Annotated in this window: 16 protein-coding genes; 7 read left to right on the top strand and 9 right to left on the bottom strand. The window is 66.7% G+C overall.

Going from position 1 to position 16717, the window contains the following annotated elements:
• Positions 1–3 precede the first annotated feature (3 nt).
• Positions 4–960 (bottom strand): sulfate adenylyltransferase subunit CysD, encoded by a 957-nt coding sequence (cysD, locus tag P3L18_RS17825; RefSeq protein ID WP_276114831.1) that lies wholly within the window; start codon positions 958–960, stop codon positions 4–6.
• Between the two features lie 30 nt (positions 961–990).
• Between cysD and P3L18_RS17830 the strand changes: the two genes are divergently transcribed.
• The 5 genes from P3L18_RS17830 to P3L18_RS17850 all read left to right on the top strand — a co-directional run bounded on the left by P3L18_RS17830 (position 991) and on the right by P3L18_RS17850 (position 6153).
• Positions 991–1926: a helix-turn-helix domain-containing protein gene (locus tag P3L18_RS17830; protein WP_253193864.1), complete on the top strand. Its 936-nt coding sequence runs from the start codon at positions 991–993 to the stop codon at positions 1924–1926.
• Positions 1927–2003: 77 nt separating this feature from the next.
• Complete coding sequence (locus tag P3L18_RS17835) at positions 2004–2912, top strand: enoyl-CoA hydratase (protein WP_276114832.1); 909 nt, start codon at positions 2004–2006, stop codon at positions 2910–2912.
• A gap of 1 nt (position 2913) precedes the next feature.
• On the top strand, positions 2914–4080 hold the full coding sequence (locus P3L18_RS17840; protein ID WP_079928756.1) for an acyl-CoA dehydrogenase family protein: 1167 nt from the start codon (positions 2914–2916) through the stop codon (positions 4078–4080).
• Between the two features lies 1 nt (position 4081).
• Positions 4082–5053 (top strand): acyl-CoA dehydrogenase, encoded by a 972-nt coding sequence (locus tag P3L18_RS17845; RefSeq protein WP_276114833.1) that lies wholly within the window; start codon positions 4082–4084, stop codon positions 5051–5053.
• Positions 5050–6153: an acyl-CoA dehydrogenase family protein gene (locus tag P3L18_RS17850; protein WP_079928753.1), complete on the top strand. Its 1104-nt coding sequence runs from the start codon at positions 5050–5052 to the stop codon at positions 6151–6153. Before P3L18_RS17845 ends, P3L18_RS17850 begins: the two co-directional genes overlap by 4 nt.
• A 36-nt stretch (positions 6154–6189) precedes the next feature.
• On the opposite strand, the gene P3L18_RS17855 is transcribed toward P3L18_RS17850, so the two are convergent.
• From P3L18_RS17855 to P3L18_RS17865, 3 genes are all read right to left on the bottom strand, one after another.
• Positions 6190–8367, bottom strand: a complete 2178-nt coding sequence (locus tag P3L18_RS17855; RefSeq protein WP_276114834.1) for a hypothetical protein — start codon at positions 8365–8367, stop codon at positions 6190–6192.
• A 9-nt stretch (positions 8368–8376) separates the two neighbouring features.
• Positions 8377–9429 (bottom strand): LamG-like jellyroll fold domain-containing protein, encoded by a 1053-nt coding sequence (locus tag P3L18_RS17860; RefSeq protein WP_276114835.1) that lies wholly within the window; start codon positions 9427–9429, stop codon positions 8377–8379.
• Between the two features lie 127 nt (positions 9430–9556).
• The gene (locus tag P3L18_RS17865) at positions 9557–10372 is read right to left on the bottom strand and encodes a helix-turn-helix transcriptional regulator (RefSeq protein ID WP_079928754.1); all 816 of its coding nucleotides are present in this window, start codon (positions 10370–10372) and stop codon (positions 9557–9559) included.
• 58 nt (positions 10373–10430) lie between these two features.
• On the opposite strand from P3L18_RS17865, the gene P3L18_RS17870 reads away from it, so the two are divergent.
• Entirely contained in the window at positions 10431–10757 is a 327-nt protein-coding gene (locus P3L18_RS17870) for a hypothetical protein (protein WP_006369810.1), read from the top strand.
• 100 nt (positions 10758–10857) lie between these two features.
• Here the strand turns inward: P3L18_RS17870 and P3L18_RS17875 are convergent, their stop codons facing one another.
• Entirely contained in the window at positions 10858–11493 is a 636-nt protein-coding gene (locus tag P3L18_RS17875; RefSeq protein WP_014361375.1) for a TMEM175 family protein, read from the bottom strand.
• Positions 11494–11584: 91 nt separating this feature from the next.
• Here P3L18_RS17875 and P3L18_RS17880 point away from each other — a divergent pair, with 91 nt between their 5' ends.
• Positions 11585–13075, top strand: coding sequence for a wax ester/triacylglycerol synthase domain-containing protein (locus P3L18_RS17880; RefSeq protein ID WP_253193862.1), 1491 nt, complete (start codon positions 11585–11587; stop codon positions 13073–13075).
• Here the strand turns inward: P3L18_RS17880 and P3L18_RS17885 are convergent.
• Genes P3L18_RS17885 through hsaB form a run of 4 tightly spaced genes read right to left on the bottom strand, consistent with a single transcriptional unit; the run spans position 13030 to position 16709 of the window.
• Positions 13030–14172 carry a sulfotransferase gene (locus tag P3L18_RS17885; RefSeq protein WP_079928750.1) on the bottom strand — a complete coding sequence of 381 codons (1143 nt, stop codon included), beginning with the start codon at positions 14170–14172 and terminating at the stop codon, positions 13030–13032. The two genes, P3L18_RS17880 and P3L18_RS17885, sit on opposite strands and share 46 nt — an antisense overlap.
• Positions 14165–14941 carry an SDR family oxidoreductase gene (locus tag P3L18_RS17890; RefSeq protein WP_079928749.1) on the bottom strand — a complete coding sequence of 259 codons (777 nt, stop codon included), beginning with the start codon at positions 14939–14941 and terminating at the stop codon, positions 14165–14167. The genes P3L18_RS17885 and P3L18_RS17890 overlap by 8 nt, the downstream gene beginning before the upstream one ends.
• Entirely contained in the window at positions 14938–16137 is a 1200-nt protein-coding gene (locus tag P3L18_RS17895) for a hypothetical protein (RefSeq protein ID WP_079928748.1), read from the bottom strand. Before P3L18_RS17895 ends, P3L18_RS17890 begins: the two co-directional genes overlap by 4 nt.
• Positions 16134–16709 (bottom strand): 3-hydroxy-9,10-secoandrosta-1,3,5(10)-triene-9,17-dione monooxygenase reductase subunit, encoded by a 576-nt coding sequence (hsaB, locus tag P3L18_RS17900; RefSeq protein WP_020170136.1) that lies wholly within the window; start codon positions 16707–16709, stop codon positions 16134–16136. Before hsaB ends, P3L18_RS17895 begins: the two co-directional genes overlap by 4 nt.
• Positions 16710–16717: the final 8 nt, after the last annotated feature.

Here is a 16717-nt window from a genome sequence, read left to right on the forward strand (position 1 = left end):
GCATCAGAAGTAGCCTTCCTTCTTGCGGTCTTCCATCCCCGCTTCGGAGATGCGGTCGTCGGCACGGGTGGCGCCCCTCTCGGTGACCCGCGTCGCCGCCACCTCCGCGATGACCTTGTCGACGGTGTCGGCGTCGCTGAGTATGCAGCCCGTGCAGGTCGCGTCGCCCACCGTCCGGAATCGCACGCGCTCGGTGTGAGGTTGCTCCCCCGGCAGTCGTTCGAGGAACCGTGTGTCCGCCAACAGCATTCCGTCGCGCGGTATCACCTGACGCTCGTGTGCGTAGTAGATCGACGGCAACTCGATGTGCTGTTCGGCGATGTACTGCCAGATATCGAGTTCGGTCCAGTTGCTCAGCGGGAACACCCGAATGTGCTCACCCTTGTGGTGGCGGCCGTTGTAGAGGTGCCACAGCTCGGGCCGCTGGGCACGAGGGTCCCACGTGCCGAACTCATCCCGGAAACTGAAGACGCGCTCCTTGGCCCGAGCCTTCTCCTCGTCGCGGCGCGCCCCACCGAACACCGCATCGAAACCGTTCTCGGTGATACCGCGCAGCAAGGCGGTGGTCTGCAGCCGATTGCGACTCGCGCCCGGGCCGGTCTGCTCGACGACACGACCGGCGACGATGTCGTCCTGCACCGAACTCACCACGAGCCGGACACCGGTCGTGGCGACCACCCGGTCGCGGTAGTCGATGACCTCGTCGAAGTTGTGCCCGGTGTCGACGTGCATGAGCGGGAACGGGATCGGGGCCGGCCAGAACGCCCGGCGGGCGAGGTGGAACATCACCACCGAGTCCTTACCGCCGGAGAACAGCAATACCGGCCGCTCGAAGGTCGCCGCGACCTCGCGGAAGATGTGTACCGACTCGGCCTCGAGCGCGTCGAGATGACTCAGCTCGTAGTGCCCGCGTACGGGCGTGCTCGCGGATGACGCTGTCACTCTGCGCTCCCTTGACATGTCGAATATTCGACACTCAGTATTGACTATGTGACGGACACGCTAGGCGCTGCAGACGGGCCAGGTCAACAACCACCCAACTCCTCGGCGACACGGCCGCCGTCGCCGCCGACTGCACGCGTCGTGGAGATCGTCGAGATCCTCGGGACCGCCGATGGCCCGTTGTCCCTCGCCGACATTGTCCGCCGAACCGGGCACTCCCGCGCCACGGCACACGCGATCCTCGGCGAATTGACAGCTCGCGGATGGGCCACGCGCCTTCCCGACGGCAACTATTCGACGGGTGGTCGCCTCGTCGGCCTCGCCGTCGCGATCTCCCGTGCCGATCACCTCACTCGCCGAGCCGGTCCGCTCCTCGACGCCCTTGCCGAACAGCTGGGCCTGCACTGCTTCCTGGCACGGCGGGTCGGTGACGAGATCACCATCGTGGTGGGGTCGGCGCCACCTGGCCGCACCCTCGGCTCGGCGGCGTGGCTGACCAGCGACGCCCGGATGCCGTTGCGGCCGCCGGTGTGCCGCGAATTTCTCGCCTGGGCACCACCGGCCGAGCGTGCGTCGTGGATCGCCACGGCTCCGGCGTCGCTGCGCACCCGTCTCACACTCGTCCTCGACGCGGTCCGCGAACGAGGCGCCTCGATCGAGCGGATGACCGACGACCACGTCGCCCTGATGGCCACGCTGGACTCGTTAAAGGTGCCCGCGGGTGTTCGGGTGCGTGTCGACGAACTCCTCGAACAGATCAGCACCATCGACTATCTGCCCGACGAGCTCGGCGACGACACGATCGCCGCGGTCACCATCGGCGCACCGGTCTTCGATGCCGGCGGTGGCGTCCACGCCTCGGTCGTCGTCTGCCCGGGCGGTCGCGTCGATCGCACCGAACTCGATCACCTCGTCGACGCGGCGCGTGGATGCGCTGCGGAACTCTCCGAGGGCGGTTGCGGCGATCTCACCGTCACGCCGTAGGGCGGACGATCCGGGGAGTCGCGGTCTGCCATGCCCGCCCCTACCAACCAAGCACTTGCTAGGTTACGCTCGGTGGCATGAGCGACGCCGTCATCCCACCACCCCTGGGCCCCGACGATCTCGGACCCGACACCTCGCCGGTCGCCTACGAGGTCGGCGGTCCGGCAGACGCGGTCGCCTACGTGACCCTCAACCGACCCGAGTACCGCAATGCGCAGAACTCGGTGATGACCTATTCGCTCGACGCTGCGTTCCGTAAGGCCGTCGACGACGCGTCGGTGAAGGTCATCGTGTTGCGGGCCAACGGTAAGCACTTCTCGGCCGGCCACGACATCGGTACTTCGGAACGCGATTTCGACACCTATTACGAGAATGCTGCTGTCCTGCATTGGGATCACACCGACAAGTCGGGTGCCGATCAGCGACTGGCCCGTGAGATGGAGGTCTACATGGGGATGTGTCGCCGGTGGCGGGACATCCCCAAGCCGATGATCGCAGCGGTGCACGGGGCATGTATCGCCGGCGGGCTCATGCTGGCGTGGGTCTGCGACTTCATCGTCGCCTCCGACGACGCATTCTTCTCCGACCCGGTCGCCCGCATGGGCATTCCCGGCGTCGAGTACTTCGCCCATGCCTACGTCCTCGGGCCCCGCCGGGCCAAGGAGATCCTATTCACCGGCGAACGCTTCACTGCGACCCAGGCCGCCGAGTGGGGCATGGTCAATCATGTCGTCGAACGAGATGGACTCGCGGGCAAGGTGAACGGCATCGCGGAGAAGATCGTCGAGATGCCGATGCAGGGCCTGTTCCTGTCGAAGAAGGCGGTCAACATCTGCGAGGACCAGATGGGCATGCGCAACGCGATGGACTCGGTCTTCGGTTGGCACCACTTCGCGCATTCGGCCAATGCCGAATCCTCCGGCGGGGATTCGCTGGGCGGGATGGATGCGAAGTCGATGAAGAGCGCCGCCGGGTCGGGGTCCTGACGTGGACTATCTGTTGGACGATGCGGCACAAGCATTTCGGGCGGAGATCCGCAGCTGGCTCGCCGACCATGTTCCCGCGGAGCCGTTGCCGTCGATGGACACCGCCGAGGGCTTCGAGGCACATCGCGAGTGGGAACGAACGATGGCGGCCGACCGGATGTCGGTGGTCAGCTGGCCCGAGGAGTACGGCGGTCGTGACGAGCCGCTGCTGCACTGGCTGATCTTCGAGGAGGAGTACTACCGCTCCGGCGCACCCGGAAGGGTCAGCCAGAACGGCATCTTCCTGTTGGCGCCCACCCTGTTCGAGCACGCGACACCCGAACAGCTGTCCCGGATCATGCCGCGAATGGCACGCGCCGACGACATCTGGGGTCAGGCGTGGAGCGAACCGGAAGCCGGCAGCGACCTGGCATCATTGCGCTCGAGTGCCACCCGCACCGACGGCGGTTGGCTGCTCAACGGTCAGAAGACGTGGAGTTCGCGGTCGTCCTTCGCCGATCGCGCATTCGGCTTGTTCCGGACCGACAAGTCCGCGCAACGCCATAAGGGCTTGACCTACTTCATGTTCGACCTGCGTACTGCCGGGGTGACGGTGCGTCCGATCGCCCAGCTCGACGGCGAACCCGGCTTCGCCGAACTGTTCCTCGAAGACGTTTTCGTCCCCGATGACCCGGCCGATCCCGCGGCATCGGGGGTGATCGGCGAGGTCGATAACGGGTGGCGGGTGGCGATGAGCACCGCAGCCAACGAGCGCGGACTGTCGCTGCGCTCGCCCGGACGGTTCCTCGCAACCACCGACCGGCTCGTCGAACTGTGGAAGGCATGTGGCGACAGTGTTCCGCCGACCGCGGCGACCGACAAGGGCGTCGCGGACGCCTGGATCGGTTCCCGCGCTTATGAATTGTCGACGTATCAGACCGTGAGCCGGCTCGCCGCCGGCGGTCAGCTCGGCCTGGAGTCGTCGATCAACAAGGTGTTCTGGAGTCAGTGGGACATCGCAGCACACGAGACCGCCCTGGACCTACAGGGCGCCGACGCAGAACTCGACGACGCGTGGCTCGACGGTTACCTGTTCTCCCTGTCGGGACCGATCTATGCCGGCACCAACGAGATTCAACGCAATGTGATCGCCGAGCGACTCCTCGGCCTACCGCGGGGGGATCGCTGACATGGACTTCCTGCTCGCCGATTTCCACAACGATCTCGCCGCCAGTGTCGATGCGCTGCTGACCAAGGCCGACAGTCCCGCCGTCGCCCGCGCGTGGGCCGCCGGTGACCGGGCGCCGGCCGCCAACGTCTTCGGCCAACTCGCCGACACCGGCGTCTTCGGGCTGCTCATCGACGACGAACACGGCGGTGCCGGCGCGGGGGCAGTGGAGATGGTCGTGGTCGCCGAGGTCTTGGGCCGGCACGGCGTCCCCGGCCCGCTGGCCGAAACAGTGGCCGTCGCACCGACTCTGCTCGCCGGCACCGATGCCGCCGACGACCTCGGCGCCATTGCCGGTGGTCGGCTGGCGTCGGTGGCGGCGGCGCCGTGGGCGCCACGCGCCGCCGACGCCGACGCCGCGTCACAGGTGTACCTCCTCGCCGACGGCACCTTGTCCACGGCGCAGATCACCGCCACCCACCGCACGGTGGACCCGGCCCGCACGGTCTCCGAAGTCAGCGCGTCCGACCCGGTCGCCACCGAGGTGAACGGTACTGCCGCAGCCGATCTCGGCGCGCTGGCCACCGGCGCCCAGTTGCTCGGTCTGGGTGATCGGATGCTGTCGATCGCGTCGGAGTACGCGGTGGCGCGCAAGCAGTTCGGTCGCGCCATCGGCTCCTTCCAGGCCGTCAAGCACCATCTGGCCGATGTCGCCATCGCGTTGGAGATGGCACGGCCGCTGATTCACGGCGCGGCCGTCGGCGTCGACGGCGGAGCCCCGGAGGGCACCGACGTGGGCCGCGACATCTCCGCGGCGAAGGTGGCCGCCGCCGATGCGGCGTACCTGGCGTCGCGTCATGCTCTGCAGGTGCTCGGGGCGATCGGGTACACCGCCGAGCACGATCTCTCCCTGTATCTGACCAAGACCCGCGCCCTGATCGGCGCGTGGGGTACCCCCGCCGCGCATCGGGCGCGAATCCTGGAGACGCTGTGACCACCGAACCCACTGTGCGCGAATCCATCTCCACCGAGGAACGAGAGGCCCTGCGGGAGTCGATCGCCGCGTTGCTCAAACAGCGAGGTGGTTCCGCCGCGCTGCGTGCATCGATGACGGAAACACCACGCATCGACCGAGGGTTGTGGCAGACGCTGTCGACCGAGATCGGTGCCGCGGCACTGCCGATTCCCGAGGAGTTCGGTGGTGCCGGGGCGAGCTTCGTCGAGACCGCAGTGGTGCTCGAGGAACTCGGGGGCGCACTGTCGGTGGTGCCGGTGTTCTCGGCGGCGCTCGCGAGCGCCGCGCTGCTGGCCGCCGGTGACGATGCGGCCTCGGCGCGGTTGCTGCCCGCGATCGCCGCGGGGACGTCGATCGTCGCGCTGTGTTGGGCGGCACCGTCGGGGTGGTCGTCGTCCGGTGTCCGCGCGGAGGCCGGACTGCTCTCGGGCACAGCCCATTACGTTCTCGACGCGGAATCTGCCGATCACTTGCTGGTCGTCGCCGGCACCGACGCCGGACTCACCGTCCACGACGTCGATGCCCGTGCCGAAGGCGTGACGATCACTCCGCAACCACTACTCGACCCGACACGCCCGCTCGCGTCGGTCACTTTCGACGACGTGCCCGCCGAGACGATCACCGCCCGCGCCGGGACCGTCGACACGATCCGGACCGCGGCCTGGGCTCTGATGTCGGCGGAGCAGGTCGGTGGCGCCGCCCGTGCTCTGGACCTGACCGTCGGATACAGCAAGGAGCGCAACCAGTTCGGCCGCGCCATCGGATCGTTCCAGGCACTCAAACACCGGATGGCCGACATGTACGCGCTCGTGGCGACGTCGCGGGCGATATCCCACGCCGCGGTCAACGCACTCGCCGCCGGTTCGGCCGACGCCGCGGAACTCGCGGCGGCCGCCCGCGTCCACTGCTCGGAGGCCTACGCGAGCGTCGCCGGCGACGCCATCCAGATCCACGGGGGCATCGGCATCACCTGGGAACACGACATCCAGCTGTACTTCAAACGTGCACAATCGAGTTCCCAGCTGTTCGGCCAACCGCATGAGGTCGTCGCCGATATGGTGGAGCGGTTGCGCGGCTGAGTGCCGACGGTGCTCGATGTCGGCCCGTGACACCGGTCACGCGGGGAACAAGTCCCGATTGTCGCCGTCGGTGAGGGCATCGAGAAACAGGTCCACCATGTCGGGCATGCGGGGACCGGCACGCAGCGCGTCGACATCGGCGGTGACACGCTGCCCCCATCGTCCCTGAAAACCCGATTCCCGCGCGGGTGACGGCCACCAGGTCTGAGTCGTCCGGTCGACGACGAAGTCGTATGTGCGGCCGTCGATGACGAGGTCACGGCGCGAGGCCCAGTCGATCCGATCAGCAGTTCCCGACACCGTGACCCCGGGCGGCGCGAGCACGGTCGACTCCTCGTCGCCGGGTGCCTTGTCGGTGTCGGGGACGTCGCCGTAGCCCATGATGTCGAGGCCGTAGGAGTGCGGCAGCACTCCCTCCGCACCGGCAGCGATCAGCCCGGCCGCCAACCCGATCGGACCGAGGAGCCCGCCGAATGCACCACCGATCCCGGCTCCACCGAGGAGTTTCGCCAAGAAGGCGAGCATGTCCTCGCCGAGACTCTCGTCGGAATGTGGGATGAGATCCTCCGGAATGGGTACGCCCGGGTCGAAGCGGCCACAGAACGCAGTGCCCGCGCTCGGTGACAGCGCCGCCCGCTCGCCCGGTGACACGTACATCGAATGGGTTCCGGCGGCAACGTAGATGCGGGGGTGGCCGCCGGCGAGCTTGGGCAGTCCCGCGGTCGCTCCGGACGTCGGCCGCCAGGACCGCACGGTCATCGTGACGGCGGCGTCCGGATCGGAGGAGTACGCCGGCGGCTCGACCCCTCCGTCGTCGGCGCTCAGCCGCGAGACGGTCGTACCGATCAGGCGCGGAACCGCGTTCGTGGGTTCATTCTTGGGTACATCGAGAAGCACTGCGACACAGTGCCAATCGCCGGCATGCGACAGAGCTTGTTGCGCCGTGATCGATCCGGCACAGTCTCCGGAATCCTGTCCGACCGACTCCGAATGATAGGGAAAGAACAGGTGATAACACAGCAGACCGGGACGACTCACGTATGTGCCGAGAACCTTGTCGAGTCCGCGGGGGTCGGCGGCGGCACGCGCGAGCAGTGTGTCGGGTTCGATGTACTCGGCGTGATACCAGTGTCTGCTGTCGGCGAGTACCGGTTCGTCGCGGTATCGGGCGGCAATGCCATCGGCGTCGCTGTAGGTCGTCACGCTGTCGATGTCGACCGTGTCACTCGATGTTCCCTCGGCATCGGTCCACCCGGCGAACTGCAGGAACGTGTCCACGTCGGGGCCGACGGACCCGAGCTTCGCACCGCCGATCGACTCGCCGGGTTCGCCGACCCGCGCCGACACCGAACCGGCCTCGGCCACCGGCCGCCGTGGATACGGGTCCCCGGGATTCCCACCCCAGGTGCTGGTGGTGTCGAACGGCGATCCCGCCTTCCACACCGCCGAGTTCTCCACGTAGCGCTTGGCATCGACGGGCACGAAACGCTCGGCCGGGTGCAGGTGGAGAATCGGGGCGAACCACAGCGCCAGCTGTTCGGCGAGAGGGGCCGGGCCGGGTCTCGGTCCCGGGGTCGGGGTCACCGCGGGCAGTGCGACTGCGATGCCGGCGGCGGACGCGTTGCCCGTCCATCCCCACGCCATCGACGACGCGGCGGAGTCGCGATCCTCGGTTTCCAGGGTGATGGCCCGATTGCCCAGCTGTTGGTTGGTGACGTCGTGCACCTCGGTCGCCCCACCGCGCGGGCTCACCAGGGTCGAGGAGGTCACCGTGACCGCAGCCACGACCGTCAGGCCATCACCGGTCACCGGCGTCGTGATCGAGAGATCGGTACCGGTCCCCGACCCCGTGAACGAGGCAAGGGGTCCGGTGACCACGACTCCGGTGTAGGCGATCACCGACCACGCGCACAGATCCTGACGTTGGTCGTCGAAGGTGAGTGTCAAGGCACCCGAGGTGGCCGCGGCGGCGCTCGCCGCAAATGCCGTGATGCGCCTACGGTCCACGCCGTCGATGGTCACCGTGTTCAGCTGCTCGAAGAGTAGGTTGGCCCCGGAGATCGCCGGCGGATTCGGGGTTCCGGCAAGCAATCCGGCCGCAGCACTGGCGACGAACACCAGAACCCGGGCGTCCGCGGGAACGGTGAACGACGCCGTCGTGAAGGTCGAGGTGTTGGTCGTGACCGCATCAGCGGTGAGGGGTTGGCGGATCATGTGTCTTCCTCAGGTCGGTCCGGTCGGGTTGCGGATCGCGTCGATACCGGAGATGACGCCGTTGATCTCACCGGTGAAGTCGGGGTCGCACGTCGCGGCGCCGATGCTCTCGACCATCTGCGCGAAGCACGGATCATCGCGGAGCGCAACGAACGTCGGCGACTCCATGGGGTCGAGCCCCTGCTCGGCGAGCGCTCGGTAACGTTCGACGAGCAATTCGGCGACGTCGTCGAGGCGGCCGTTGCTCCACAGACCGCGGTACTCCCGTGAGACGTCCTGCCATTGCCTGCGGACCTCGGCTCCGTGAGCCGAGCCGCGGGCCAGCATGTCGTCGACCGCCGCGCGGACGAGGTCGAGGACCCGAGACACACAGTCCGGGTCGGTCTGGGCGAAGTCCCGAACTCTCGCAACCCATTCCAACCAGCATTGCCTGGTTGCCTCACCCATCGGGCGGCCGAGGAACTCGTCGTTGATCCGATGCGGGTTGGCCCGCCAGATCGCGACGTCGTCGATGAGACCACCGAAGGGATGCGCCATGGCGGCCGAATTGCCGATGCTCACCGCCCGCAGGGCGGATAGGCCGACACCGTCGATTTCATTGACCACCGAGCCGTCGATGGTCATGAAGACCGTGGACACCCCGTCGTGGAGGAAGCCGACGGTGTTCCAGCGGTCGGGGCTCGGCCGAAACGGTGCAACATGCAGAAGATCAGAGGGGACCGGACCGGTTCCCCGGAGGTACAGGTTCAGATACCCGGAGCCGACTGTCAGTGAAAACCCATCTCCGGCAACGAGATATCCGTCCGCGTGTGCCTCACCGGCGACGGTCACCTCGACACGCAGTCCACGCAACGGGTTCACACCCGGAAGCCGAGCGGTGACCACGCCGCCGCCCCGGAAATCGATCACCCCGGAGCCCGGCGCGGTGCCGTCGCGAAGATACTGATTCAGTGTGATCTGTTGTGGAACACCGGGATATCGCCGTGCCGGCGACAGGTCGGCGATCACTCCGGGCGTCCCGGAAAAGGTATGGTGGAGGATCTGCTCCCACGGATCTGCCATGATGCTCCTCGAGATTCGGCGAATGCGCCGTTGCGGTTCAAGCGTAAGCCGAGTCGGCAGAAGAACCCACAAACTTCGCAAACGGGTACTGCGTTCGGCAGATGCCGCCGGGAGCGAGACAGCGCGGCTACGCGTGGTCGGTCAAGAATTCTCGGGTCCGACCGTCGGCCGGCGCGAACAGCTCGACGGTGTACTCGTCGATCGTGACGTCGCGAGCCGAGGTCAAGGCGGCGGCCATGGTGAAGAAACTCAGTTCGCCGTCGGGATGTCTCAGCCGCAGAGGCACCACGACCGAGTCGTCCACGGATTCGGACTCCTCATCGGAATCGCTTGGGTACGCGGATAGTTCGCGGGCGAGATCGGCAAGGACGCGATCCCCGGTCCACTCCGCACGCCGACGCACCTGACCGATCAGATGGTTCCGTATCGTCGCGAGGTTGGCGATCCGCGGGGCCATACCGTCGGGATGCAGGGTCAGCCGTAGGACGTTGGCGGGCGGTTCGAGCAGGTGCGGCGCACATCCGTCGAGCAGCACTGCGATCGTCCCGTTGGCTTCGACCAGCCCCCAATGGCGGTCGCAGATGACCGCGGGCACCGGCTCGACAGCGGCGATCATCTGCGACAGCTCACTGCGCACCACCGCGAGCTCGGGGTCGTCGGGCCGATGATGGGAGTAGACCGGAGCATGACCGGCCGCCAGGAGAATCCGATTGCGTTCGCGCAGAGGTATTTCCAGATGCTCTCCGAGATGAACGATCAGCTCGGTGCTGGGCACCGAGCGCCCGGTCTCGACGAAACTCAGATGCCGAGCACTGATCCCGGCCTGCGAGGAGAGCGCGAGCTGTGAGAGCCCCTTGCGAAGCCGCCAGTCCCGCAGCATCTTTCCGGCACGATCTGATTCGCTCGTCCGTACCGGCTCGGTGGTGGCAACCATGACCTCCAAGGTCATTGACCACGCAACCCCGCGAACAGTGGAATGGAACCGACGAGAGGAGCACGATATGACCACGACCGCCGACACCGACACCTCGCCCGACATCGACGTCCCACGTTGGCTGCGGATGATCATGCGCAGCGACCGCTTCGGCTCGTCGTCCTACATCGTGGTGAGCCTGTTGTTCGCGCCGATTCTTCTTCTGCTCGACGGGTGGCCGGTGTTGCACACCATCGCGCTCGTGGCGCTCGCACTCGGCGGCCTGTGGCTGGGGCTTCTGGGTATCGCCATGGCCACCGGCCTGGCGATCGTTCTCCGCCGCGGCGTCGAGCTTCCGGAGCAGTACTGGAAGACCGTGTTCGACGACTACCCGGTGGATGATCCGGGTCGGTGACCCGATTGAGAACCAGCACCACCGCACCGCGTCTCGAGGCTCCTCGCCTAGCGGCTCGTCACACCTCGACGACCGGGAAGACCCCGCCGGCCGGTGCAGCTCAGGCGGTTCTGCCCCGGCCGACCCACCGTTCGATCACGGCGTTGACGGGGCCGACGGCGAACAACAGGAGCAGTGAGTACAGCCCCGAGCCCGGCACCACCAGCGTGATCACGATCGCGACGGTCAGCAGGATCGGGGTGCCGAAGTCGGGCAGCCGGGCAAGCCAGGCGTCGACGTCGTCGCCGGAGTGGAGCAGTTCGCGGTGCCGACGGCCCCACATCGACATCACCACCACCGACGCGATCGACAGCCACAGCACCGCCATATAGACGACGTTGGCTCCCTTGAGAGTGTTTCCACTGATCAGCGCGGTGACGAAGGGCAGCACCACGATGGTCAGCAGCCACGGCAGATGAAGGTTGAAGATCATCCGGTCGTAGGTCTTGAAGTACTCGAAGGTGCCGTGGTGGTTGCGCCACAGCACCCAGATCACGACGAAACTGATCAGGAAGCCGATGATCTCGTCGGAATGCTCGTCGAATACCTGCCCCACCGTCGAGTCCTGGGCGACGTCGTGGATGATGTCGACGAGCGGCAGGACGAGCAACGTCAACGCGATCGCAACAACGGCGTCGGTGAAGGCGATCAGTCGGCGGAACCCGTCGTCGGTACGGCGTTCGTACTTCTCGGACATGTGATCAACCCTAGGTGTCATCCCCCGCCGATGATCGCCGACCTCGCGCAAACCGTGGCACCGGCGAGGATGCCTGTCGCACAATACGCACATGGTTGGCCTCGATCCCAGGATGGGCGCATTCGACGCGGTGATGTTCGGCATCGAGGACGACCCGCTGTTGCGGTCGTCGATCACGCTGGTCGCGATGCTCGACCGCGCACCTGATCTCGCGCTGGTGACCGACCGCACCGAACGACTGACCCGATTGCAGCCGCGCCTACGTCAGCGGGCCGTCGGTAATCCGATGTCGCTGGCTCCGCCACGCTGGGAGGTCGACCCGCATTTCGACGCCGGATTCCACCTGCGGTGGCGACGCGCACCAGGCGAACGCGAGGCGCTCGCCGAGGTCCTCGACTTCGCAGAGCGGATGAGCGAGGCCGACTTCGATCGTGCGCGCCCGCTGTGGGAGGCCGCGATCATCACCGGCCTCGTCGGCGATCAGGCCGCGCTGATCGTGAAGATCCACCACTGCATCACCGACGGCATCGGTGGTCTGGCAATGGCTGCCTCGCTGTTCGACCTCTCCCGCGATGCCCCGGAACGCGGAGACATGCCGACAGTGCCGGCCGCCGAACCGTCGAGCCTGATCCATCGGGTCGAGCAGGCCGTGGGGTTCGAGGTCCGCGCCGCCGCCTACGACGCCGCCCGGCTCGCACGACTGGCGTTCTCGACCGGCAGGACCGCCGTCACCAACCCCGTGGGTGTGACCCGACAGGCCGTCGACACCGCGGCGTCGACGATTCGGATGCTCGCACCCCAGGGCCGTCCGCTGTCCACCTTGATGTCGGATCGCTCACTGTCGGTGGACTTCTCGGTGGTGGAGGTGCCTCTCGATGCCCTCAAGTCCGCCGCACGCCGGCATGACACCACGCTCAACACCTGTTTCCTGGCGGTGGTGACCGCAGCGCTGCGCGACTATCACGTCGCGTTGGGCGAGCAATTGCGCCGAGTCCGGGTCAACATGCCGGTCAGTGTGCGGACCGACTCCGACGAGGCAGCCGGGAATCATTGGGTACCCGCACGTTTCGTGATGCCGGCCGAGCCGGCCGACGTCAGTGGTCTGCTCCGACGGATCGAGCCCGTGGTGCGGCGGGCCCAACACGATCCGGCACTGCGCGCCTCGACCATCGTCTACCAGTTGCTCGCCTCATTGCCGGCCTCACTGACCACCTCGATCGCGGGTTCGTTGATGAAGGGGGTCGACGTCGCCGCGACGAACGTCCCCGGCCCACCGATGCCGGTCTACACCGCGGGCGCCAAGGTCACCAAGCTCATCCCGTTCGCACCCAAGTCGGGGGCCGCGGTCAACGTGGGACTGATGTCCTACGCCGGCGGCGTCTTCCTCGGCGTGAATTGCGATCCCGCGGCCGTCACCGACAGCCGGTTGTTCACCGAATGCGTGCGGACAGCACTCGCCGATCTGCTGCACCCCCGCGGACCCCAACCACCCGACCGGCGCCTGACGGCGGTGATCGATCACTCTGATAAGAGCGATCAGGAAGCGAAAGCGGTTGTCACGGTGTCCTCGTCGAGACCGTAGTCGGCCAGCCGGTAGGTGTGGCGGGGTGCTCGCGCCCCCGAACGGCTCTCCTCGTCGAGCACCCGCATCGCCGCTCGAGCCGCGTCGGACACCGATGCCCCCAATGCCGCGTACACGCGGTCGACGACGCCGAACGGGTCTGCTCGCAGTTCGTCGAACTCGACGTCGACGAACTGTGCGGGGTCGTATCGCTGTCGGGCACTCGAGAATTCGCGCAGACCACGCGACCACAGTTCGAGCTGTGAGGCACCAATCCGCTCGCCGACGAAGGTCGTCGACCACCCCGGAGTGGCATGTTCGGCGAGGCTACACATGGAGGCGATGATCGTTTCCGGCGCCCGATGTGTCTGGATCACCAGAGCATCGGGATAGGTGGCCATCAACGCATCCAAGGCGAACAGGTGGCTGGGATTCTTGAGTACCCAGCGCTTTTCGGGATCGTTGGAGCCGATGAGCTGCAGGTTGCGTTTGTGTCGGGCGTACGCGGGCGTCCAGTCCTGGCCGGCGAGCCAGCGCGAATAAGTGGGCAGGTACGCCAGTGACTCGTAGGAGATCGACATCATGCTCTGCCGCAACAACTGCCAGCATTCCTCGACTTCGGCCGCATCCATGTAGTGCAGTCCCAGGAACTCCGGGTTCTCCACGTGGTGTTGGGCGAAGCCCGCGTTGATCTGTGTGAACACCGGGTTTTCCGACCACGTCTCGCGCGGCGGACGCGGCTGCGGGACGTCGCACAACCACATCTCGAGGCCCTGATGGGCGGGATCGGCGGTGAGCAGCCGATGCAGTGCGGTGGTCCCGGTACGCGGCAGCCCGGTGACGAAGATCGGCCGGGTGATCGGCACGTCGACGTAGCCGGGGTTGGCCTTCCACGACGCCTCGCTCAGCAGCCGCGCCACCAGCGCCCCCTTGAGGAAGTACCGGAACATCTTGCTGCCGAGTTCGGTGAGCCCGGCCTCTTCGGCGTACGAGGTGAGCAGGATCGCCAGCGCCTCGCGGTACCCGTCATCGCCGAAATCATCCAGACCGGTCGCCCGCATGGCTGATTCGTGGAGGTCGTCGACGGTACCCACGGTCGTCAGCGTCGATCTAGTCATGGTATTCACCGCAGTTCACGTCGAGGGTGTGACCGGTGATGGCGCGGGCCATCGGCGAGGCGAGGAAGACCACCGCGTCGGCAATCTCATCAGGCTCGGGTAGGCGATGTAGGTCGGAGCGGCCCGCCGTCTGCTCGTACACCTGCTCGGGGGTGATGCCGTACTTCTTGGCCACTTCGCCGAAGTACCACTTCAGCTGGTCGTCCCAGATGTAGCCGGGCGCCACCGAGTTGATCCGAATCCCCTTGTCCCCCAGCTCGGTGGCCAGGGTCTGCGACATCGCGAGCATCGCCGACTTCGCCAGCTTGTAACTGCCGTAGCGGGGCTCGGAATGACGGATCACCATCGAGTTGATGTTGACGATCGACCCGTCCCTCTCGGCGAGAGCATCGGTGAACGCCTTGATCACCCGCAGGGTGCCGAGCACGGTCAGGTCCAGACTCGCGGTGATCTGGTCGAAGTCGGTGCGGGCCAACGGTTTCATCGACGGCAACGCGAAAGCGTTGTTCACCAGCACATCGACACCACCGAATTCGCCGACGGCGGCGCTCACCAGTGCGTCGACGGCGTCGTCGTCGGTGATGTCGGTCGGCACGACGAGCGTGGGCGTGTCGAGTTCGGCGGCCACCTCCTTGAGCCTGGATTCGGTCCGAGCCGCGAGGACCACGCTCGCCCCGGCGGCCGCGGCCCGAACACAGATCGATCGTCCGAGCCCGGGCCCGACACCCGACACGACGACGACCTTGTCGGCCAGTAGTCCGTCACTCATGCGAGCATCCTCTCGGCAAAGCCTTGCTGCCGCTGTGCTATTCGCTGCGCCCAGCCGTCCGCGTCGACCCGGTTGCGTTCGAGATACGGTAGATGCGCCGCTACGTCGCCGACGTCGATGACCTGTGCCGTCGGGCCCTGTTCGCCGGTGATCGGTCGCTCGGTCCGCTGCCAGCGGAACTGCATGATCCCGCGTTCGCGCCCGGTGGTCTCGATCCAGTTGGCGATGTGCGGATCGGTATGCGAGATCACCATGCGGATCATCCCGTCGGGATCGACCTGCGCCTGAGCCGAATTCAGACTCGTTTGATGATGGACGTAGTCCAGCGAGATGTACCACAGGCTGCCGAGTTGGAATCCCTGGTAGGGCGCCTCGGACTTCGGGACGGTGACGAGGATCGCCTCGTCGGGGGCGAGACGATAGTGGCCGACCGACGAGAACTGGGTGGCCAGCCCACCGGGTGTCAGCCGCGGCGGGGTGAAGGTGTTCACCGGCTCGTCGAGGTAGAACCACTTGGGAAAGTTGAACCAGGTGTTGATGCGCGCGGTCAACATCTTGGCCGCGGTCCGGTAGCGACGGGTCACCCGTTCGAGATCCGGTTCGGTGGGCGCGGTTCCGCTCGTGTCGACGCGTTCGATGGCGATGGCGCCCTTGCGCTGGGCCCAGTCGGAGTAGACCTCGCGCACCGACAGTGTGGTGGCGCCGTCGGGCAGGACGAACTCGTCCGCGCCGCCCGGTACGCTGCCCGCGGGGCGGAAGACGATCTCGAAGACGCCGTCGTCGGCGATTGTGATGCGCCGGTCGTCGAACGCATCGTCACCGCCCGGGACCTCATCGGGGGTGTAATCTCCGCGCAGCACTTGAAAACTCAGGTCGGCAGTGGTGCCCCGCCGACCCCACACCCGGTAGGTTCCGGCGGGGTCGATGTCGGCGTGATAGTAGAGGGTGTCGGGGTTGTCCAGGCCCATCTTGGTGTACGGCCCGGTCGAGGCGACGAACACCGGGTGGCTGAGGTTGCGGGTACGAACCAGGTGACCGATCGCCGAGATACTGCCGGCGAGATAGTCGAGACCCTCGGCCAGATCCTGTTCGCTGCTCACGAATTCCGCTGAACGGATCAGCTTCTCGGCCTCGGCGATGGCATCGGTGAACGGCTTGGTGGCCTGTTCGGCGATCGTGATGCTCGGTGCACTCATAGCCAGGTGTCCCCTCCGGTCCAGGTCAGGAAGTTCTCGAGTTCGGCCTGCGCGGGAGTCACGCGCGGGTGCTCGGTGGAGAGGTATCCGCCGCGGTAGAACAACAACGGCTTGTCCTGCAACACTTCTCCCAGCGTCTGTGCGCGGCCGATGACGATGTGGTGATCACCACCGTCGGCGACCTGTTCGATGGTGCACTCCGCCCAGGTCAGGCAGTGCCGGATGACCGGCAGTCCCGCGGGCGAAGGGTCCCACACCACGCCGGAGAACTTGTCCTCGCGCGGCGCACCGAAATTCGCACTCACGTCCTGCTGACGATTCGAGAGCACGTTGACGCAGAAGGCGCCCCGCTGCTCGATCACCGACCACGTTCGTGAGGTCTTCTGCGGACAGAACAGCACCAGCGGCGGGTCGAGGGACAACGCCGCAAACGACTGGCAGGCGAATCCGGCCGGCTGGTCGTCGGCGGTGAGCGTGGTGATCACGGTGACGCCGGTGCAGAACTGCCCCATCGCGGTGCGGAACTGTCGGGAGTCGAAATCGGCGGAGCCGTAGGGGGTATGGGCGCTCATGGCCGACT

Source organism: Gordonia sp. N1V, from assembly GCF_029269935.1.
In the GTDB taxonomy this organism is placed as follows: Bacteria; Actinomycetota; Actinomycetes; order Mycobacteriales; family Mycobacteriaceae; genus Gordonia; species Gordonia polyisoprenivorans.